At 34.1% G+C, this 20,678-nt stretch carries 24 protein-coding genes and 1 pseudogene; 21 read left to right on the forward strand and 4 right to left on the reverse strand.

Annotation, left to right across the window (positions count from 1 at the left end):
- Positions 1-37: 37 nt before the first annotated feature.
- Complete coding sequence (locus tag ACWNMZ_RS14765) at positions 38-373, forward strand: DUF4183 domain-containing protein (protein ID WP_031535885.1); 336 nt, start codon at positions 38-40, stop codon at positions 371-373.
- A gap of 462 nt (positions 374-835) precedes the next feature.
- On the opposite strand, the gene ACWNMZ_RS14770 is transcribed toward ACWNMZ_RS14765, so the two are convergent.
- Positions 836-1,450, reverse strand: coding sequence for a DedA family protein (locus tag ACWNMZ_RS14770; RefSeq protein ID WP_031535880.1), 615 nt, complete (start codon positions 1,448-1,450; stop codon positions 836-838).
- Between the two features lie 213 nt (positions 1,451-1,663).
- Between ACWNMZ_RS14770 and ACWNMZ_RS14775 the strand changes: the two genes are divergently transcribed.
- Together ACWNMZ_RS14775 and ACWNMZ_RS14780 are read left to right on the forward strand one after the other, a co-directional pair.
- Positions 1,664-2,413, forward strand: coding sequence for a hypothetical protein (locus ACWNMZ_RS14775; protein WP_048717390.1), 750 nt, complete (start codon positions 1,664-1,666; stop codon positions 2,411-2,413).
- Positions 2,414-3,157: a hypothetical protein gene (locus ACWNMZ_RS14780; protein WP_031535875.1), complete on the forward strand. Its 744-nt coding sequence runs from the start codon at positions 2,414-2,416 to the stop codon at positions 3,155-3,157.
- Positions 3,158-3,195: 38 nt separating this feature from the next.
- Here the strand turns inward: ACWNMZ_RS14780 and ACWNMZ_RS14785 are convergent, their stop codons facing one another.
- Positions 3,196-3,969, reverse strand: coding sequence for a YhfC family intramembrane metalloprotease (locus tag ACWNMZ_RS14785; protein ID WP_035416067.1), 774 nt, complete (start codon positions 3,967-3,969; stop codon positions 3,196-3,198).
- Positions 3,970-4,095: 126 nt separating this feature from the next.
- On the opposite strand from ACWNMZ_RS14785, the gene ACWNMZ_RS14790 reads away from it, so the two are divergent.
- Positions 4,096-5,283 carry an RtcB family protein gene (locus ACWNMZ_RS14790; protein WP_031535871.1) on the forward strand — a complete coding sequence of 396 codons (1,188 nt, stop codon included), beginning with the start codon at positions 4,096-4,098 and terminating at the stop codon, positions 5,281-5,283.
- Between the two features lie 232 nt (positions 5,284-5,515).
- Here ACWNMZ_RS14790 and ACWNMZ_RS14795 read toward each other — a convergent pair whose 3' ends face one another.
- Positions 5,516-6,451 carry an acetamidase/formamidase family protein gene (locus ACWNMZ_RS14795; protein ID WP_031535868.1) on the reverse strand — a complete coding sequence of 312 codons (936 nt, stop codon included), beginning with the start codon at positions 6,449-6,451 and terminating at the stop codon, positions 5,516-5,518.
- 78 nt (positions 6,452-6,529) lie between these two features.
- Positions 6,530-6,850, reverse strand: coding sequence for a hypothetical protein (locus tag ACWNMZ_RS14800; protein ID WP_031535866.1), 321 nt, complete (start codon positions 6,848-6,850; stop codon positions 6,530-6,532).
- A gap of 208 nt (positions 6,851-7,058) precedes the next feature.
- Here ACWNMZ_RS14800 and ACWNMZ_RS14805 point away from each other — a divergent pair, with 208 nt between their 5' ends.
- The 17 genes and pseudogenes from ACWNMZ_RS14805 (at position 7,059) to ACWNMZ_RS14885 (ending at position 20,637) form a co-directional block, all read left to right on the forward strand.
- Positions 7,059-8,174 (forward strand): IS4 family transposase, encoded by a 1,116-nt coding sequence (locus tag ACWNMZ_RS14805; RefSeq protein ID WP_016201461.1) that lies wholly within the window; start codon positions 7,059-7,061, stop codon positions 8,172-8,174.
- A gap of 254 nt (positions 8,175-8,428) precedes the next feature.
- A complete protein-coding gene (locus ACWNMZ_RS14810; protein WP_031535863.1) occupies positions 8,429-9,007 on the forward strand; it encodes a DJ-1/PfpI family protein in 579 nt (192 codons plus the stop codon).
- 37 nt (positions 9,008-9,044) lie between these two features.
- Positions 9,045-9,938, forward strand: a complete 894-nt coding sequence (locus ACWNMZ_RS14815) for a PhzF family phenazine biosynthesis isomerase (protein ID WP_251629444.1) — start codon at positions 9,045-9,047, stop codon at positions 9,936-9,938.
- Between the two features lie 27 nt (positions 9,939-9,965).
- The gene (locus tag ACWNMZ_RS14820; protein WP_031535859.1) at positions 9,966-10,691 is read left to right on the forward strand and encodes a nucleotidyltransferase domain-containing protein; all 726 of its coding nucleotides are present in this window, start codon (positions 9,966-9,968) and stop codon (positions 10,689-10,691) included.
- Positions 10,692-11,033: 342 nt separating this feature from the next.
- Positions 11,034-11,407: pseudogene (locus ACWNMZ_RS14825) on the forward strand (VOC family protein).
- Positions 11,408-11,477: 70 nt separating this feature from the next.
- Positions 11,478-12,344: a proline iminopeptidase-family hydrolase gene (locus tag ACWNMZ_RS14830; RefSeq protein WP_251629446.1), complete on the forward strand. Its 867-nt coding sequence runs from the start codon at positions 11,478-11,480 to the stop codon at positions 12,342-12,344.
- Positions 12,345-12,526: 182 nt separating this feature from the next.
- Positions 12,527-13,777, forward strand: coding sequence for a DUF445 domain-containing protein (locus ACWNMZ_RS14835; protein ID WP_251629448.1), 1,251 nt, complete (start codon positions 12,527-12,529; stop codon positions 13,775-13,777).
- Between the two features lie 247 nt (positions 13,778-14,024).
- Positions 14,025-14,513, forward strand: coding sequence for an NUDIX hydrolase (locus ACWNMZ_RS14840; protein WP_251629450.1), 489 nt, complete (start codon positions 14,025-14,027; stop codon positions 14,511-14,513).
- A 1-nt stretch (position 14,514) separates the two neighbouring features.
- Entirely contained in the window at positions 14,515-15,084 is a 570-nt protein-coding gene (locus ACWNMZ_RS14845; RefSeq protein WP_251629452.1) for a histidine phosphatase family protein, read from the forward strand.
- 31 nt (positions 15,085-15,115) lie between these two features.
- The gene (locus tag ACWNMZ_RS14850) at positions 15,116-15,862 is read left to right on the forward strand and encodes a class I SAM-dependent methyltransferase (RefSeq protein WP_251629454.1); all 747 of its coding nucleotides are present in this window, start codon (positions 15,116-15,118) and stop codon (positions 15,860-15,862) included.
- 20 nt (positions 15,863-15,882) lie between these two features.
- Positions 15,883-16,428, forward strand: a complete 546-nt coding sequence (locus ACWNMZ_RS14855; RefSeq protein ID WP_251629455.1) for a GNAT family N-acetyltransferase — start codon at positions 15,883-15,885, stop codon at positions 16,426-16,428.
- 77 nt (positions 16,429-16,505) lie between these two features.
- Positions 16,506-16,691 (forward strand): PspC domain-containing protein, encoded by a 186-nt coding sequence (locus ACWNMZ_RS14860; RefSeq protein ID WP_251629456.1) that lies wholly within the window; start codon positions 16,506-16,508, stop codon positions 16,689-16,691.
- Positions 16,692-16,713: 22 nt separating this feature from the next.
- On the forward strand, positions 16,714-17,532 hold the full coding sequence (locus tag ACWNMZ_RS14865; RefSeq protein ID WP_235252065.1) for a pentapeptide repeat-containing protein: 819 nt from the start codon (positions 16,714-16,716) through the stop codon (positions 17,530-17,532).
- Between the two features lie 158 nt (positions 17,533-17,690).
- Positions 17,691-17,873 (forward strand): hypothetical protein, encoded by a 183-nt coding sequence (locus ACWNMZ_RS14870; RefSeq protein WP_031535841.1) that lies wholly within the window; start codon positions 17,691-17,693, stop codon positions 17,871-17,873.
- A 153-nt stretch (positions 17,874-18,026) separates the two neighbouring features.
- Positions 18,027-18,239 carry a hypothetical protein gene (locus ACWNMZ_RS14875; RefSeq protein WP_449598668.1) on the forward strand — a complete coding sequence of 71 codons (213 nt, stop codon included), beginning with the start codon at positions 18,027-18,029 and terminating at the stop codon, positions 18,237-18,239.
- Positions 18,240-18,718: 479 nt separating this feature from the next.
- Positions 18,719-19,279 (forward strand): sigma-70 family RNA polymerase sigma factor, encoded by a 561-nt coding sequence (locus ACWNMZ_RS14880; protein WP_231512508.1) that lies wholly within the window; start codon positions 18,719-18,721, stop codon positions 19,277-19,279.
- Entirely contained in the window at positions 19,276-20,637 is a 1,362-nt protein-coding gene (locus ACWNMZ_RS14885; RefSeq protein WP_251629457.1) for a DUF4179 domain-containing protein, read from the forward strand. Before ACWNMZ_RS14880 ends, ACWNMZ_RS14885 begins: the two co-directional genes overlap by 4 nt.
- The last annotated feature ends 41 nt before the right edge of the window (positions 20,638-20,678 follow it).

Below are 20,678 nucleotides of genomic sequence, written 5' to 3' on the forward strand. Positions count from 1 at the left end.
TTATAAAATAAATATTATGGCAAAAAAGGTGGGGGAAATGGAAAAAAAACAACGATTGCCTAAGCCTTATTTGATACTTCCTGACGTTCCTTCTACAGAGATTTATGTGCACATCCCTAAGAAAATGATGGTTATAGAGTATTTTGCTATCGCTGATGGAATAACGAATATTTTTACAGAGAAAGATGGTGTAAAGGAATTAGGAAATCAAAAAATTCTAGATCCATCGAAGGTATCCTATATGAATTTATTTATTAATGCTGTCTTGCAACCAAAGGAAAATTACGAAGTGAAAAAGGGAATGATTTGTCTAAAAACAGAGGATGTTCCTATTTGTGGAGCGACTGTTATTCTACAAATGTTCATTGTTTAACTATTCCGGTCTGTCTTGAAAAAAAGGATAAGGCAGGCTTTTTTCTACCGTGCTTTTTTCAATAAGCAGATTAAATTAGATGAATTATTTACTTGTAAAATTGGAAATGCAGTTTCTTTATATGGTTTCTTTCTTTATACAATTAAAATCCTTTTTAATAATTCATAACTAAATATTCTTAATGCTTCATAAGATGGTATATGGATAAAACTTTACAGAGATGTGGGGCAAAAATGAAGAATAAAGGTTTATTAATGAAGATTTTTTCCTCGGAATTTTTGCTTATTTTTTTATTGATTTTATAAAGCATGCAAGAATTATCGTCATTTATCCAATGAGGATGAGCATTATTTATGTAATAATAATTATTGGAATATTATTTTATTCTTTTTATCAAATTCGGAAAAAAGCTAAAGAAAAACATCTCATGGAAAAAGTCCATGAGATGAGGAGCAGTATCAATTAATCTTGTTTAATCATTCGTTTATAAATATATCTTCCGATAAAAGCAATTCCTATGATAGCAATAAGCGTATATGCAACATTGGAGTACATGTCCATATAGTGGACGATATCTTCCCAAGAGTCGCCTACTGCTGCTCCAATTCGAATAAGGACAAAGTTCCACACGAACGTACCAATTGTTGTTAAAAATAAAAAGATACCAAAATTCATTTTTGCCATACCAGCGGGAAGTGAAATTAAGCTTCGAATTAGCGGAATAAAGCGGCAGAAGAAGACGGTCCAATAACCGTATTTATCAAACCAGCGATCTGCCTTATATAAATCTTCTCTTTTCAATCGGAGAATTCTACCCCATTTATCTACTATTTTTTCTAACTTCTTGATTTCTAATAAGGAACCAATAAAATAAAGAATGATTGCTCCTAGAACCGACCCAATCGTAGAAACGAGAACAACCCCTGTTATAGTCATCTCTGTTTTTGCCGTCATCGCCCCCCCGAATGTTAATATCACTTCCGATGGAATCGGGGGAAAGATATTTTCAAGCATAATTAACAAAAGGATTCCGATATATCCGAAGTTTTCCATTATTTCCATAATCCAATTTTCCATTTACTGCACTCCTTAAATGATTATCACTATTATGCATTTAGATATTCTATTTTGCCTATCCGTATCTTATCATAGGGTTTAGGATTCTTCTATTATAATTCTATTTCTACAAGTTATATAACATTCATGCTTTCTTAATAAAGAGTGTTGCAATTTGGGAAATATGCTAAAATAAGGATAAATATAAAAGCTATTATAGATTGGAGATTATCTATGCTTGATTTTTGGCAAGCAAATCATTTAAGCACAAATTTGATGAACATATTTGGTTGGGGCATACTTATTTGTGCTGTTTGTTATTTATATAGAAGACAAACGGAAAAACCTGTTATATGGAAAATGGTAATTGTTGTCTACATAGGTTTATTTTGTTTTAACTTTCAGTTCGCCATTGGTGAAACACCAGTGAAAATAGCAATATTACCACTTGGTGTATGGATACTAATATTGGTTTTTGGAAAGAAGAAAGAACGATGGAAGATATATCGACCATATGCCTGGTTTGGGTTCTTTGGGAATTATATTTTTCTTATAACTACTTTACTTATTTCTCCATTACAGAATATTTTGTATCCAATAGAAAAAGTAGAAACTTTTTTAGCTGAATTAGATGATCCTGGCATTCTATTAATCCATCCTTCTGGTAAACAAGCAGATCTTAATAATGAGGTGTTTATAGAAAGTCTATCATCATGGGAGTTAAGCAAAATGGACTCGATGCTTTGGTATGATGAATCATATCCAGAAATAGATGAGGAAGAATGGGAAGAGGATGAACAGGCGCCATATCAGACAACGGAACGCTTTCCCTATATTCTTTTAGGAGCAAGTCCAAAGTGGGGGAGTGGCTATGAATCTACTATTTATATTGAAAAAGATGGAAAAGGCATGCTTATTTCAACAGAAAAAGAGCAGTTCTATTTTCAATCGTCTAAATCCATCATAGAAGGAAGGAAAGAATAAGTGAGATATAAATGGATATGGAGTTTAGTGGTCGTATTAATAATTGCTATATGTTTACTTATTTTTCTTCCTTTAAATGAAGAGCAACGTACTCCTTCTTCTCTTCCAAATGAAAATCAATTAAAGAAAATGATTTTGGAAACAGGCGATGTAAACATTAAGTCTATTTTCGAACAAATGGCTATCGACGATAATCATATTTTTATGCCCCACCTTTCTAGTGATAATCAATATGGCTATAGTTTATTAGAATGGAAAAAGAATAAATGGGAAGTAACCTATGTAACATCATCAGGACAACCGCTTTTGTGGAAAATTACAGGTGGAAATAAGTCTGAATCATATTTTATATGGAACCTTGAAACAAAATATAAAATAGATCATCTTACTTTTTTTATGAATAAGCATCGGAATTTTAGAAGTGGATGGGGTGTTGAATTTTATGAACCTGCAATCCAAATAGAGGAAGTTGTTTCTTTAGGCGATAAGCCATATGGGATACACAAAGTCACCGATGAATGGGAGAGGATATGGAAGGCTACTCAGATAAAGGTTGAGGAACAGGAAGAAGATTTATTTACTTTTAATAATGAAGAAGGGCTGCATTTTGGCGTTAAAGGTTATGATAGGGAAAATAATTATGTAGAACCATATAACTACTACGAAAATAGCAGTTCCACAAGTTCAGGTGCGAAAACGGAATATGTATCTATTTTGGATGAATGGGATGGGGAACAGTGGTAAATAAAATGTTCTTCGATAAAAAAGGAGAGAGATAAAATCTACCTCTCAAATTTTGGTTTCATTTTTACAATAAATACGAATGACAGAATAGCAATGAATCCTAAGAATATCTCGATGACAAGAAGATTTGTCAAAGTGCCTGCTTGATAAAGAGCTGGCAAGAAATTAATTGCTGCATGGATGATAATAGCGTAAAGAACATAGGTGAATTTGTTTTGTCTAATAGCATACAGAACAAGGATAGAAAGAGCGAGATGTAAAGCAAGAGCAAAAATTCTTTCTAATCCGCCTGTGGCAAAAACCCAAGTGTTTGCTTCCTCAAATTGCTCCTTAATGCTCGTAATTTCTTCAGGTGTAGCAGCAGCTCCAAGAATAGTTTCTAAGTTCCCAGTTTTAATCATTGCGGAGATAAGGAGAGAATTTAGTGCTGACATTCCACCTATAAGTATTGCTTCTATTCCTCCATGACCTAAACCGTAAGATAGCCCATCATTAAAATGATGATTATTTTTTAAGAATACTTTAAAAGCAAAATATCGACCCATTTCTTCAAATATTCCGGCCGCAAGCCCTCCATACAAGGCAAAGATATATGGGTTTGTGCTCCATCTTAATTCAGTTCCATTTGGAGCGAGTGCGAGGAAATGAACGATCTTTTCTAGAATTTGTGAAAAAACTATGAAGATAAGTACTCCAACAAGCAAGGATCTCCATGACATCATCTTTTTTCTTTGTAAATATATCATTAAAAGAACAGGCACAATTACAGCAAGGAATAATTGTAGAGATACTCCTAAATAGATAGAATTCATTCGATTTTCCCCTTTCAACCTATTTCATAACTGTTATATTAAGTGTATAACAGTTTAAGAAGGTACGTCAATAAATATGGGGATAAATGAAAGTTAAAAAAGATAATCAGAAAAGGAAGTGACCAAATGATTGAATTAACAGGAAAATACAATACTGCTAAGGTGTTTACTGATCAATTAGAAGAAATGGCTGAAGCACAAATTAAAGAATTGTGTGATCAGGAATTTGCACAAAAAAGCAAAATCCGCATTATGCCAGATACCCATGCAGGCGTTGGCTGTACAATTGGGACAACAATGACTATCCATGACAAAATTGTTCCAAATTTAGTAGGGGTCGATATTGGGTGTGGCATGGCGGTGGCGAAAGTGAATACTGGGGATAAAGAAATCAATTATGACGCATTAGATGCCGCTGTTCGCAAATACATTCCAAGCGGTTTCTCTATTCGTGATAAAGCACATCCGTATAATGAAGAGATAGATTTGGATGAAGTGAAAGCACCAATAAATAGAAAAAGGGCAGAACAAAGTATTGGAACCTTAGGTGGCGGAAATCATTTTATTGAGTTGAATCAATCAACTGATGGAAATGTGTATATTGTTATACATAGCGGCAGCCGTAACCTAGGGGCACAAGTTGCAGAATATTACCAGACACTTGCTTATGATAATTTATTAAATGTTGATGGGATGAAAAAAGAACTTATTGCTAAATTGAAAGAAGAGGGAAGACATGCTGAAATCCAATCAAGTATAAATAGTATGAAACTACCGAAAATAAACAAAGAGCTTGCTTATTTAGAATCTCAAGGATTTAAAGACTATATGCACGATATGAAAATTGCTCAAAAGTATGCTTATTTAAACCGTCTTGCAATGATTGATGTCATAGTTACAAAGATGAACTGGGTTATTTTAGATCAATTTACTACTATTCACAATTATATTGATATGGAAAATATGATATTAAGAAAAGGTGCAATCTCTGCTAGAAAAGGAGAAAGAGTAATCATTCCATTAAATATGAGAGATGGCAGCATTATTGCATTTGGGAAAGGCAACGATGACTGGAATCAATCCGCCCCACATGGAGCAGGAAGATTGATGTCGAGAACGAAAGCGAGAAAAACAGTTAGTTTAAAGGATTTTGAAACATCGATGAAAGATGTTTGGAGCACTTCAGTTAAGAATAGTACATTAGATGAAAGTCCATTTGCTTATAAACCGATGGAAGAAATTATTAAGCACACAGCAGATACAATTGATATCGCAGAAATTATTAAGCCATTGTATAATTTTAAGGCAAATTAACAAGGGAATGCAAAGGTTCTAAGTATAGTGGGCTAAAAGCAGAGAGAGGAGGAACTAATCTAATATTTCCTCCTCTCTCCTTGTCATACATATTTAATTAGAGTTTCAAAAATGAGCGAAATAAAAATCGGAAAAAGCCATAGAAGATTTCAATGAAATCGAGTAATACTTCTAATAGATTCCAAGCAAAGGAGTCTTTTTTATCTTTTTTTCTCAAAGTAAATCCTCCTAATTAACGGATAACGCCATGTGGCAAAATGGCATGAACACCTTTTACTCCATTAACAATTTGCGTAATATGTAAATCAACAGAAACACTGGCTAAAGCAGTTGCTTCTGTTCGTGAAATAGAATAGAATTGCTCCATTAAAGAGATCATATCTGATAAGGCAATTTCTGTTGCCTTATTTAAATCTTCATCGAACCCAAATGTAATCCAGCCATTTGGCGTTTTCGCTCTAGGATACGTTAAATCCATATCTTTTCTTACAATTAATGTAATGTCTACATGCTCCATTGGACATTCAATTGCTGTACCTGAGATTTCTCCGTCTCCTTGGAGTGCGTGGCCGTCTCCAATGGAGAAAAGAGCATTTTCAACAGAGATTGGTAAAAATAAACTGCTGCCTTTTACGATTTCCTTACAATCAATATTACCACCACAATATCTTGGTGGAGAGGTAGAATGGACACCTGCTTCTTTTGGAGCAACGCCAAGAACACCCATAAACGGCTGCAAGGCAATATGAAATGGTCGGGAATGAATGGAGGTTGAGCCAATCATTTTCTCCGTATCTAATTCCCAATCTAATTGAATTCTGTCAGTATGAGAGATTCCAATCGCATTATTTTGCCAATTCGCCATTCCGCCGGCCCAATTACGTCCATACCAACCTGGAACAATATCATTAAGTTTTACTTCTAAAACCATTCCAGGCTTAGCACCTCTAACAGCAATAGGACCAATCATCGGATGCTGTGGTTTTTCTTCTTGTTCTCGTGAGGAGTATTTACGATAATCTTCCTCTTTAGAGGCTGAATAGCCCCATTCAATATCCAGTGTCTTTAGCGTAATCGAGTCGCCTGATTCCACTGTTAATATTGGTTTATAGTTATTGCTAAAGGAACCATGCAAGTTTTCCTGCTTTAAAGATAAATGATGCTGCATTTTTCTCCTCCTAAAAAAGATTATTTTCCCTTTTATTCGCTAAAAATGTGCACATTCCTTTTATCTATGAAAAAATATTTATCTTCTTTTGGTTAAACTATAAACCTTTGTTGCTATTATATTTGGTGTTATTCTTTCTTTTAAAGTAGGAAAGACAGATCCTACATACTCCTCAGGGTTTCGAATATAGGCCTTTTCATACATATAAATCGTAAAGGAACAGGATACACGGACATAAATGTCTCCATCCATGTCATATGGTTCCGATATTGTAATGACTTCAAAGGAATCATCAAATTTATTTGTTTTTGCATTTAATCTCTTTGTAACATTCTCTTTATATTTCGTTGTTCTCATTGGCTTGTAATGAAAATCAACGACTCCAATTGCTTGAATCATACCTTCCTCCCAGTTAAAACATTCGAACAAATATTATACCATTTATTTTTAAGATATTTAGAAAAAATCACTAGTGTTGCATTAATTTATTTTCACTATTAAAAATACTCAAAATGTTCAATTTTATTATTTTGTGCAAAGAAAAAGTCCTTTATAATGGATAAGTCAGGTGGTAACCCGTCCAAATCCACTAAAAAAGGACCAACTCATGGACAAGATTACACGAAAAACTTCATTTGGACAATGGTTTTCACCAATAAATCTTCAACTTTTTGAAGAAACCGTGAAAACGTTGAAATTAGATTACTATACGAAAAAACTAAAAACAGACTCATTTCTAAAATTACTCCTTTTTGCACAGCTACAAGAAGTCGAAAGTTTGCATGAGCTAAGCGATTGTCTTTTCGACGACCAACTACAAAAAGGCATTGATCTTGATTCAATCAGTATTTCTCAGCTCTCACGCCGATTAAACGGTATAAATCCAGATTTATTTCAAAGGCTTTTCCTTGATTTAGTCGCACAAATTCATGCAAAAACACATTATACAAAGCTTATTATGCCGTTAAAAATCATTGATTCAAGCACATTGCCACTTAATTTGACCAATCATAAATGGGCAAAGTTCCGCAAAACAAAAGCGGGTGTCAAGTTGCATTTGAGACTTGTGTTTATGGAAAAAGGGAGTTCCTATCCTGAAAAGGCTGTTTTAACAACGGCAAAAGAACATGATCGTGGTCAGCTTGAAATCATGGTTGATGATAAAGAATGCATGTATGTGTTTGACCGTGGCTACCTAGATTACGAGCGCTTTGACCGAATGACAGATGATGGTTACTTTTTTCTTTCAAGGCTACGGAAAAACGCAGTCATACGGGAAGTTTATAATTTTAAACTACCCGAGAATTCAGCTGTTTTGTCAGATCAAATGGTGTTGATTGGTACGACTCAAAACCGTGCTGAAAATTACTTTCGTCTTCTAAAAGTGATGGATTCAAAAGGAAATGAACTGCATTTAATTACCAATCGTTTTGATTTGAGTGCCGAAGAAATTTCAGAGATGTACAAATCACGGTGGGCAATTGAGTTGTTCTTTAAATGGATCAAACAGCATCTCAGCATCAAAAAGTTCTACGGTCAAAGTGAATGGGCGATTCAAAACCAAGTGTTTATCGCACTGATTGTTTTTTGCCTACATGTTCTCGTACAACTTGAAACAAGAAGTAAGCGAAAAACCTTACAAATTAGCCGTTATTTAAGGGCTGCATTGTGGAAACCAGCTCATATCTGGCTTCGAAAGATTGAAGGGAAAGCCATCCCTTAATAAGCAAATTGTTGTTGTCGCACAAGTCTAATTGTAAAAAAAAACCAAATGGATGGAGCCACCTTTGAATAGGTATTTACCTTTTTGGCTCTAAACAAGGAGGATAATCAGACTGAAAATTGCGACAATATTTATGCAACACTAGTGAGAAAAAATATTATTTAAAAATTCGAAATTCATGGTAGGATGAAAAAGACTATAGTTGTTTTTCATTTATTAAATTTTTTATAGGAGTAACTATTTTAGGAGGCAAAATGAAAGAGCGTATTGTTGGAATATTGATTTTTAATGAAGTAGAAGTATTAGATGTTGCTGGTCCATTTGAAGTTTTCTCTTTAGCTGGAGGGGAGAATAAATTATTCCATGTCCATACTATTTCAGAAAAAGGGGGGACTATTATAGCAAGAAATGGTCTGAAGATAGAAGCAGATTTTTCTTTTGAAAACCACCCTGATTTGGATATTCTTATCCTTCCTGGTGGTTATGGTGCAGAAGAAATCGAAATGCATAACCCTGTTGTTATTAATTGGATAAAAGAGCAAGCAAGACAAGTGGAATATATGACTTCTGTCTGTACAGGAGCATTTTTGTTAGCAAAAGCCGGTTTATTGGATGATTTAAGGGCAACTACGCACTGGATGGATATTGACAGGTTGGAAAGGGAATTCCAAAAGGTTCAGCTTGTAAGAAATGTTAAATTTGTGGATGAAGGAACGATATTAACTTCTGGTGGGATATCTGCGGGAATCAATATGTCCTTTCATTTAGTGGAGAAATTATGTGGCAAAGAAGTGGGCAGGGAAACAGCAAAGCGGATGGAGTATGATAGATGATTAGTGAGAGATAAATAGAATAGGAGGAGATCATGAGATGAAAACAATTTCTATTTTGCATTATGATGCTTTTACAGAACAGCCAGATAAGGGGAATCCAGCTGGAATCGTATTAGAGGGTGAGAAATATACAGAGGAAGAAATGCAAAAAATAGCAAAAGATGTGGGTTTTAATGAAACTGCCTTTGTATTACGATCAGATAGGGCGGATCTGAAAATTCGTTATTTCACCCCAGGCCATGAAGTGAATCTTTGTGGACATGCCACTATCGCTACTATTTTTGCATTAAAAACAAATGGTCATCTTTCTGAAAAAGTGGTCTTTTCGATTGAAACCAAAGCAGGTGTTCTACCTATTCGGATCAATCAAAATAAACAGTCTTCTCCTTCCATTATTATGAAGCAAGTAACACCACAATTTAAAGAATTTAAAGGTTCGCGCCATGAATTAGCAGATGTGATTGGTATTAAAGAATCTGATATAGATGAAAAGCATCCGATTCTATATGGAAATACAGGGCTTTGGACATTACTTGTTCCTATTAAGGAACTGCATGTATTTTCGAAAATGGCTGTAAAAAATGATTTGTTTCCATCTATTTTAAAGGAAATTCCCCATGCATCCATTCATCCATTTTCTCTTGAAACCTATGATGTAAATGCAACGATGCATGGAAGACATTTTTCTTCCCCTTACTCAGGTACAATAGAAGATCCTGTTACTGGAACAGCTTCGGGAGTAATGGGAGCATATTACGTTACCTATGTGGATGAAAAGTGGAAGAACGAGCCTATTATCATTGAACAAGGTCAGGAGATAGGGCGTGATGGAAGAGTAACTGTTCTTGTTGCTGAAAGGAAAGGTCAATTGGATGTGGAGATAAGTGGAACCGCGGTTTTTGTAAAGGAATTCAAATTAACTATCGAATGATGGAGCGACTCGAAAAGGGGGATTTACATGGAAAAAATAGTGCCAATGGAAGCAGCTCGATTGTTTATAGATACATATTTTCCGAATTGTAATGCTGCTGTTTTAGCAGGAAGTGTGGTGAGAGGACAAGCGACACCTACTTCTGATCTTGATATTGTCATTTTTGATGAGAAAATCGTTTCCTCTTATAGAGAGTCCATGATGGAATTTGGTTGGCCAATCGAGATATTTGTACATAATTTAGCTTCTTATAAGGATTTTTTCTTAATGGATTATAATTTAGCAAAACCTTCTATGCAACGAATGGTAACAGAAGGAATCGTTTTAAAAGATGACGGAGTTTTGCAAGTTATAAAAAAAGAAGCAGAAGAAATGCTGGCAGAAGGTCCGAAAGAATGGCCAGAGGAAACAATTCGAACAAAGCGTTACTTTATATCAGACGTACTGGATGATTTTATCGGTTCAGACAATGAGCAAGAGGTAATTTTTATAGCAAGCACACTAAGCTTCCTTCTCCATGAATTTGTATTAAGAGTAAATAAACAGTGGATTGGTACATCGAAATGGATGGTGCGATCATTACGGCAATTTGATCAAAAATTTGCGGATGAATTCATTGAAGCGTTTGAAACCTTTTATCGGACTAGGGAAAAGGAAAACATTATTATACTTACGGAAAGAGTATTAAAGCCATATGGCGGAAAATTATTTACTGGGTTTTCCCTTGGGAAGGAAAAGAAACATAGTAATTAACGGATGTCCAAAATGTATAGGGCATCCGCTGTGGTGAATATTCAGTTTATTGTTTATTCTTTGCCATATTTGCAAACGAAATAGAAGCTAATAATGGAGCAGAAGCAATTAATAAACCAAAAAGTAACTCCATAGGTTCCTCCTTTGAAAAGATTAAATATTCAGTTTCTTAATTACATTATATAAAAAATAAGATTGATTAGCAAAGAAACGAATGCTATATCATCAATGTATTCTTCATTATTTTTTCTTATCATAAGTGATTAGAATTATAATATGTTTCTTTAGACGTCTATATTGTACGATAAATAAGAGGATGATATGGGGGGAGGAATAGAAAAGATGACTATTATTGGCGTTCATCATGTTCAAATAACGATACCAAAAGGATTGGAACAACAAGCTAAGGATTTTTATTGTGGAGTATTAGGTTTAGGGGAAATAAAGAAGCCTTCATCGTTGCAAGGGAGAGGTGGATTTTGGCTGTCACTTGGAAATATAGATGTTCATGTTGGCACAGAGGAGGGTTTTGATCGCTATACAACGAAATCTCATTTAGCTTATCAAGTAGATAATATGAGTGATTGGAAAAATAAACTTAGCAAACTAGGAGTAGAAATAGCGCTTCCATTCCAATTGAAGGCTTTGAACGATTTGAATTTCGTGATCCGTTCGGCAATCGTGTTGAGATTATCGAAAAAAAGCTTAAGGAATAATCTATTTACTTACGAGAGATATTCGGTAATGTGCTAAACTAGTAAGTAAAATACGTAAAGGAGAAAACGGATGAAAGAAGGATTTATAGAAGTAACAGGTGGAAAAGTTTCGTATGTTATACATAATGAGACAGCTAATAAAATCCCACTGCTTGTTTTACATGGAGGACCAGGTTCTAGCTCCTACTCTTTACAAGGATTAAAAGATTTGGCAATTGATCGCCCGGTCGTTTTATATGATCAGCTAGGCTGTGGCAAATCAGATCGGCCAGATGATGATTCCCTTTGGACTTTAGACAGGTTTGTGGAAGAAGTTGGGCTAGTTCAAAAAGGATTAGGGCTGAATAAAGTACATATACTTGGCCATTCTTGGGGCACAACCCTTGCAGCTGCATATTATTTTGGTGAACCAGAAGGGATTAGCAGTATTATTTTCTCAAGCCCTTGTTTAAGCGCACCATTATGGGAAAAAGATCAAAAGAAAAATTTAACTTTACTACCACTAGAGGTTCAAGAAACCATCAAAAACTGTGAAGAAAACGGAAAGACAGATACACCTGCCTTTCAAAAAGCAATTGAAGTGTTTAATGACCATTTTGTATGTAGATTAAAGCCTTACCCAGAACATTTAAAAAAGGGGAAGCATTTTAGAAATCCACATGTATATCAAGTAATGTGGGGACCTTCCGAATTTACTGTGCAAGGGAACTTAAAATCATTTGATTGTACGGATCGGTTATCTGAAATATCTATACCAACATTGTATACTTGTGGGCGATATGATGAAGCAACACCAGCATCAACGGAATATTTTAGTAGCAAAACGCCAAATGCAGCTTTTCATGTATTTGAAGAAAGTGCCCATATGGCCTATATAGAAGAACCAGAACAATATCGACATGTCATGAATGAATTCTTGTCCCAATTAGACAAATAATAAAGCGATAAAGAAAGCTGAAAGGAGGAACCTTTTGGCTTTTTGTATGCAAACAGAAAAAATTCGGTAAATATCTACTTTATCTTTCTGTTTTTAGGAGATTATTGGTATACTACAGGATAGAGGTTCTATAACCTAAAAAAATGTATAAACGATTTTAAAAGTAAAATGAGGGACATTGCGTGGAAAAAAAATCATCAAGAAAACTTGCAAGGTATTCACTTCTTATCATGGGATTGGGATTTATTCTAACCTTCCCTTTTCAAGATAATATCTGGATACATTTAGTTCATGGCGGCTTTGAAGCAGGACTTGTCGGGGGATTAGCAGACTGGTTTGCCGTAACAGCACTCTTTAGACATCCTTTAGGTTTACCAATACCACATACCGCTTTATTACCTAAAAATAGGGATAGAATGGTTAATGGATTAGTGAATGTTTTGAAAAAGGATTGGTTATCAAAGGAAAGCATTCAGGATAAAGTGAAGAATATTCCTTTTACCGAAAAGATTACAGCAACCATTAAAACAAGAATCGAAACAGAACCAGTAAAGAAAGCAATGATAAAAGCTACACAGCAAGCAATTAGCAATATTGATGTAAAAAAAATCACTCCATTTGTGCGTAAGCAAATGTCAGCGGCTTTATCTGATGTCCAAATTAGTAATATTTTAAAGCTGCTTACCAATCAATTACTTTCAGAAGAAGTTGATAAGAAAGCATTAGATCATGTTCTTGTAAAAACAGAAACGTGGCTCAGAAAAGAAGAGACGGCTCGAAAACTTGGCTCTGTTTCCATGAATGTATTAAATAATGTAGAGGCAAATGGCATGCTTCAATTTGCTTTAAAAACATTGCAGAATATTTTAACAGAAGATAAGTTAGGGCAAATTGTCCAAAATCTTTGCTTGAGTGGAATGCGAAGTCTTCAAAGAGATGGGGAGCAAAACCGTGAAGCACTTATTCTCTATATTCGCAAGGAAATCGAAAGCCTTCCAGAAAATGATAAAGTATTAGAAGGAATCAATACATGGAAGGATAAGGTACTAGACTCCCTAGAATCCAATCATACGATTTTAGCTAGCCTTCAACAAGCACAAGAAAAAGCAATCGAGCTTCTTGAAAATGAGGAGTTCATGGAAACAAAAGCAATTCCATTTATTCTGCAATTAATGAAAAAAATCGAAGAAAATGGCGAAAAGATTGATCCGTGGATTATTCAGCAAATTTCTAATTTTATCGAGAAAAACCATGATCAAATTGGCAATTTAGTAAAAGAAAATCTTGATAAGCTGGATAACGAAACACTAGTCGATATGATTGAGAATAACGTCGGTAAAGATCTGCAATGGATTCGTGTAAACGGTGCAGTATGTGGTTTTATTATCGGTCTGTTCTTAAGTGCGCTTCAATTAGTGGCTAATATGATGTAAGGTGTAAGATAAAAGGAAATATTGCCAAAAAAGCATTCGCAAATGAATGCTTTTTTTGTTGTGGATTGTTAGTATAGTTTCATTTTACTCTTCTAATGATAGGAATTATGTATCGTCCACTTATTCACTTCATTAAAAGTAAAAATGGAGAAATATTTCCATATTAAGGGTTGAAAGTTTATAATAAATATTATCTAAATTTTAAAAATTATTAGGTAGAATGATGGAATGGAGGGAGAGTTCATTGGTGAACATCAAAATAGAAACTCCTATTCATAGTAATGGGATTGCTGTTGTTTTGCTAAAAAAAATAAAGGGAGGATATCATGTTTTGTTAATGAAACGTGCGACCCAGATATTGAAAGATATGTGGTGTTATATAGGTGGGAGCCTAGAACAAGGGGAGAAAGCTTGGGAAGCCGCTTTAAGAGAAGTAAGGGAAGAAACAGGAATTACAAACGTAAATCTCTATAGCTCGAATACATTTGATCAATTATATTCACCATTAGAAAATTACATATATATTGCCCCAGTTTTTGTTGGTTTTGTAGAGGAAAACCAAGTTGTAGAATTAAATGAGGAGCATAGTGAGTACAAGTGGCTGTCTTTTGATGAAGCAAGGCAATTAGTCACATTACCGGGAAACGAGGAAGTTCTTACCTTTATAGAGAAGCATTTTGTAAAAAATACCATTACAGAGTGGCTCCAAATTGGAAGCATGAAAGTAGGGGAGTAAGGTGATAACCTATATATACATGGTAAGACACGGGGAATCGCCAAAAACAGAAGGCACAGAAAGAACAAGAGGGCTAACGGAAAAAGGGAAACAAGATTCTGAACGTATCGGCAAAATTCTTCATAAGGAAGAAATAGATCTATTTGTTTCGAGCCCTTATCAACGCGCCATTTTAACAATAAAGGATTTAGGTACAGATTTGGGCAAAGAGGTGTTCGTTTTTGAGGATTTAAAAGAAAGAGTGTTTAGTCAAGGAGATACTCCTCTTTCTGATCATGAATTACAATCTTGTCTTAGTAGGTCATATTCGAATCCTGATTATGCTCTAACTGGAGCTGAATCTAATAATGTATGTCAAAAACGAGCGATAACGGTATTAAAACAGTTACTAAATACATATGCAGGAAAAAAGATAGTAATTGGAACCCATGGTGCAGTAATGACGCTAATGATGGGCTATTATGACAAGCGGTTTGATTTAGATTTTTTACTCCATACAACAAAGCCGGATATTTACCGAATGAAATTTTTGAGAAATGAATTAGTAGAAGTGAAAAGATTGTGGGAGTGAGTTGAAAAATTATAAAGGAGAGCATTTCCTTATGAATGAGCAAAGTACGACTAATAAAGTGGCTTGGGAATACCGTGCTTATGAATTTTGGATGAAGCGTGATGGGCACCCAAAGGAAAAGGCGAAAGAAATATTGAAAGATCCTCGAACAAGTTTAAAAAAGCATCAAACGTTTTTTGAGAATGTAGAAGGAAAAAAGATTGCCAATCTTTGTGGATCAAATGGAAGAAAGGCAGTTCCATTAGCACTGTTAGGAGCTGAAGTAACAATCTTTGATATATCCAAGGAGAATGAACGATATGCTCGGGAATTAGCTTATCATGCTAATACATCTATAAATTATATTGTAGGAGATATTTACGAAATCGATTTACAGACATATGGAGAAGCATTTGATATTCTCTATCTCGAAGGTGGGATTCTACATTATTTTCAGGATATAGATCATTTCATGTCACTTCTGTTTTCTCTTTTAAAGAATGATGGAACATTGATTTTAAGTGACTTCCATCCTTTGTTAAAATGCTTGAATGATGATTTTAATGTGAAACTAGCCTATTTTGATACAGAATTACAAACAGGAGATATTGCCTATAAACAGTTTTTTCCTGAAGAAGAACAGGATGATTTTCCAGATGTTTCTATCCGCTTTTATACACTTAGCGAAATTATTAATTCATTGATAGCTGCTGGGTTAAGACTAGAGCGTTTTGAAGAACATCGTGGTTGGAAAATGGAAAATATCCCATGGGAATTTACAATCATTGCAAGAAAATGATAGAAAATGGAGATTTGTAGATGAAACTATTTGAAAGCGGGCTTTTAAAAGTTCGTAAATTGGAAAAAAAAGATAATAAATATTTAGCAAAATGGCTTTCAGATCCATCTGTCCTTGAATATTATGAAGGAAGAGATAATCCCTTTGATTTAGATAAAGTGAATAGGGTGTTCTATCCGCCTAATGATAAGGAAGAAGTAAAAGGCATTGTCGAATATTCAAATAGAGCAATAGGGTATATACAATTTTATCCACTAGATAGTGAAGCGAAAAAGTTATTTGGATATAGTACATATAGTAAGGAATTAATATACGGAACTGATCAATTTATTGGAGAAGTGGCATATTGGAATAAAGGAATTGGGGAAATGCTTGTAAGTTCGATGATTCATTTCTTAATCGAGAATCAAAAAGCCGATCGAGTAGTGATGGATCCACAAACAAGGAATGTAAGGGCGATTAAATGCTATGAAAAATGTGGATTGAAAAAAGTTAAAATTCTTCCCAAACGAGAACTACATGAAGGGGAGTATCAAGATTGTTGGCTGATGGAGTATCGGAAATGAAGGGAATTAAAAGATAAACAATAGTCTATTAAGCATTGGAATTTCAAATAGCTTGTTAGATGAAGAGGAGAATCAGAATGAATCGTAAAATGATGAAATCAAAGAATGATAAATCTATTTATGGTGTTTGTGGGGGAATAGGTGAATATTTTGGTATTACACCTTTAGGTATTCGATTGATTTTTCTTTTAACTATGCCCGTTTCTATTCTTATTTACATTATTTTAGTAAATAGTATGCCTGATTCGCCGAGAATCTTGTGAATAATTACTGGGGGTTTTGAATATGGATAATGCATTAAAGTCAGATTGCAATAATTGTTTTGGGTTATGTTGTGTAGCATTGCCATATGGAGAATCTGCAGATTTTCCTTTTGATAAAGATAGTGGGGTATCATGTAGAAACTTATGTTCAAACAATGCATGCTCGATCCATGACAAATTGTGGGAAACAGGGTTCCGCGGTTGTGTATCCTATGAATGTTTCGGGGCGGGACAGCATGTATCACAAAAGATTTACCATGGAAAGGACTGGCGGAAGGGAGAACATGCAGATGAAATGTTCCGTGTCTTTCCAATTGTTCAACAACTACATGAAATGCTCTTTTATTTAAGGCAAGCTCTTACTTTAGAGGAAACTTCTTCTTTTCATAATAAACTTCAACGGATTTACGAAGCAATAGTAGAACTAACGGAAAGAACACCAAAAGAGATTTTAATACTCGATCTTATTTCCCACCGAAATAAAGTTAATGAGCTTTTAATTGCTTCAAGCATAAAGTATAGAGAGAATAGTACGAATAAAGGAAAAAAAGGACGAAAGAAAAAATCAAATTATATCGGTGCTAATTTAAAGGGATTAAATTTACAAGGGGAAGATTTTCGAGGAAAATTAATGATTGCTGCGAATTTAAGCAATTGTGATTTGAGAAGAGCTGATTTTATTGGAGCAGATCTACGAGACGCTAACTTAAAAGGAGCAAACTTGGGTGGTGCTCTATTTCTTACACAATCGCAAATTAATTCAGCTAATGGGGATGCTGATACTAAGATACCAAACTATTTGGAAAAACCAAGTCATTGGATAGAGAAAATACTTTCATAAATGTTCTGAACAGATTGTCAGATTACATCTATTCTTTACTTAAGTCATTAACTGAAATAAGTTTTATTTATTAAAAGGGAAAGGACAAATGTAGAATAGCATACATATTCATATAGGGCAAAATCCTTTGGAATATCAATAGAAAGAGGAGATTGTGCATGGTGAGACTAAATACCTTATATCAGCATAAAGTGAAGGGCTGGCAATCAAAACAAGTGATATATCAAATTGCTCCCTCCATTGGAGAAACAATTGTAATAGAAAAAGCTCATTATAAAATTGTGAATATTATGCATTATGCAGAAGACGGAACTGTTGAGGTAATAGCAAATGCAGAATAATAGGTAAAGAAAGATCAATCCAAATATAACAAGACATTATTTGTATAATTGTGTAGACAAATTTATATTATTTCGATTTTCAAAGGTTAAAGATGTCTAATTATCTTTATTTAAGCTATAATAGTAAATAGACACACTTGAAAAGGAGAATGTATGAAAACTAAGGCTAAGATTAAAGGTGTTAAGTATAGTTCTGAATACAAATTTCCAAGGTACAAGGTCAAATTAGAAACACCTGAGGGGAAAGTATTAATTATTGCCTTCGATCATACTTTATCGTCCAAATCAAAAGGATATGTCCCATTAAATGTTAATTATGATGGGGAAGATATGGGAAATAAATTGTCATGGTATTCTAAAAAATAGAAAATATGACAATTAATAACTTTCTAAGAATTTTAGCTGGCAAAATCGATAAATTTTATAAAGTAAGTTAAGGAAACTCTCTGTTTGAGAGTTTTTTTGTGGGAATTTTAATATTAGGTAACAAGATAGCGTTTACATATCGATAGCCGCTTCATATATTATATATTAGATAATCGAATAGGTTAGGAGAATGTATATGATATTCGAAGCGCTTCCGACATTTGTGAAGTTTTTATTTTACCTATTATTAGTGTTTTAGAGAGTGGTCATTCCTAACATGAACAATTTTGTCTATTTAATCTCAAAGTTCCAAATAATTGCTGAATTCATGGGAGAATTCAGCTTATTTGTTTTCCAACTATCGCATGATGAGGGAAATAAGGGTGCTATAATTACGGAAGATAATTATTAACGATAAAAAGTGAATCCTATAGTAAATCCATATCGTCTAACTAGCGAATCTGTAAGGGGGGAATGACTTGATTTCTAAAAGACTAGAACATTCATTATTAAGAGAGCTAGAGGAGAATGAATTAGATGAACTGTTAGAAGAAATTATGATTTTGTATGGAGACGAACTGACAAGATTAGCTTATACATATGTTAAAGATAGTGAAACGGCAAAAGACATTGTCCAAACTGTTTTTATTAAGTGTTATACCCATTTAAAGACGTTTAAAGGAGAAGCTAAATTAAAAACATGGCTTTACCGTATCACAATCAATAAGTGTAAAGATCATGTGAAAAGTGCCTATTTTAGGCGGTTTATCTTATTTAAGAAAGATATCAATCATAAGAGTGATACTATGCCGTCACCAGAAGAGGAAGTAATGTATCAAACGATGCAGGCGGAACTGAAAAATATAATTTTAAGTCTTCCACCAAAATATGCAGAAGTAATCCTCTTATATTACTACGAGGAGCTAGATATTAATGAAATTGCAGACATTCTACAAATCTCTAAGAATACAGCTAAAACGAGATTGAGAAGAGGCAGAAAAAATCTCTTGCCATTTCTAAAAAAGGAGGAATTCAGATGAAGAATGATTCCAAATTTATAAAAGAAACACTAGGAAATGTGATGAAGGATGTTCATTTTTCTGAAAGGGACAGAAAAAAAGTTCTAACAGCAGTAAAAATGGTGAAGGAAGAGAAATCTAGTCGTCCTAACATAATTGTTTTATATAAAAAGCATATCGTAGCTGCTATTATTTTTTGTTTATTTATTTCCATGCTGCTTACTTTTCCAAAATTATCACCAACTCTTGCAAATACACTCTCCTCTCTCCCTTTTATAGAATCTATTTTCAAAGCATATGGAGATGGCGGATTAAAGAAAGGGAAGGACAGCCAATTAGTATCGAATATTATAGCTACTTCAAAAAGTAATGAAGCAGAAATGACGATAGAGGAAGCAATTTATGATGGAGAAAGAATATCCTTTAGTTATGTAGTGGAATCAAAGGAACCAATTAGAGATTATCAGATTGATAACCTAAATGTTTCCTTAAAGGAAGAAGCAAGAGCTGGTATAGGGAAGTTAACAGATGGTAATTATGAATTGGTGACTCCCAATAAAGTAGCCGGGATTGGAACAGTAAATTTCATTAAACATAAGGAATTACCAAAGGAAATTGAAGTTCAGCCCTACTATGCAGTAGTAATAAACGGAAAGTATGAAATCTTTCAATTTGAATTTAAACTTACCAAAACGGAAAACGTAGAGACGATTACACCAATGATTACTCGACAAAGCAAGGAGAGCGAATTCACAGTAAAGGAAATAAAAAGAACGCCAATCACGACAGTAGTTAATATGAGCTATAAACGTCCGGTGACGGAAAACGATGATAACATGCTAATGTTCCGATTAATCACAAATGAGGGAGAAGTAATACCTTGGATTTATAATACACATGGCTATGGTGGAATCACAATAAAGGATAATATGGAAGTAATGGATTCTATTCAGGAATCATTTGAAGGGTTGGATGAAAAAAATACAGATTCGGTGACGATTCAACCAATGATAGTCCAAAATATTTGGACTTATAATCCAATTGAAAAACCATTTAGAGGAAAAGATACTAAATTAGATTTGGGAGAATTGGGCAAAATCAACATTATTGGGGTTAAATATACGGGCAATGTAATGACGTTAACCTATGAATTAAATAGCCAATTTCCATTTCTGCATTCAAACTATTTTACGTTAAAGGATCATTTGGGAAAAGTATATTATGGTGCTAAAACATCCATAACCTTTAAAAAGAAGGATCATTATATTGTCGAAGAAGCATTTATGAATATTTCTAAAAAAGAACTAACGATTGAATATATGCAGGAAGAAGCTCCTGAAATATTGAAAGATTTAGAAATTGAAGTTCCGTTAAAATAATCTTATATGTAAACACTATTTAGAAGAGAAAAGGAACCCAA

This window comes from Niallia sp. Marseille-Q9988, from assembly GCF_976954375.1.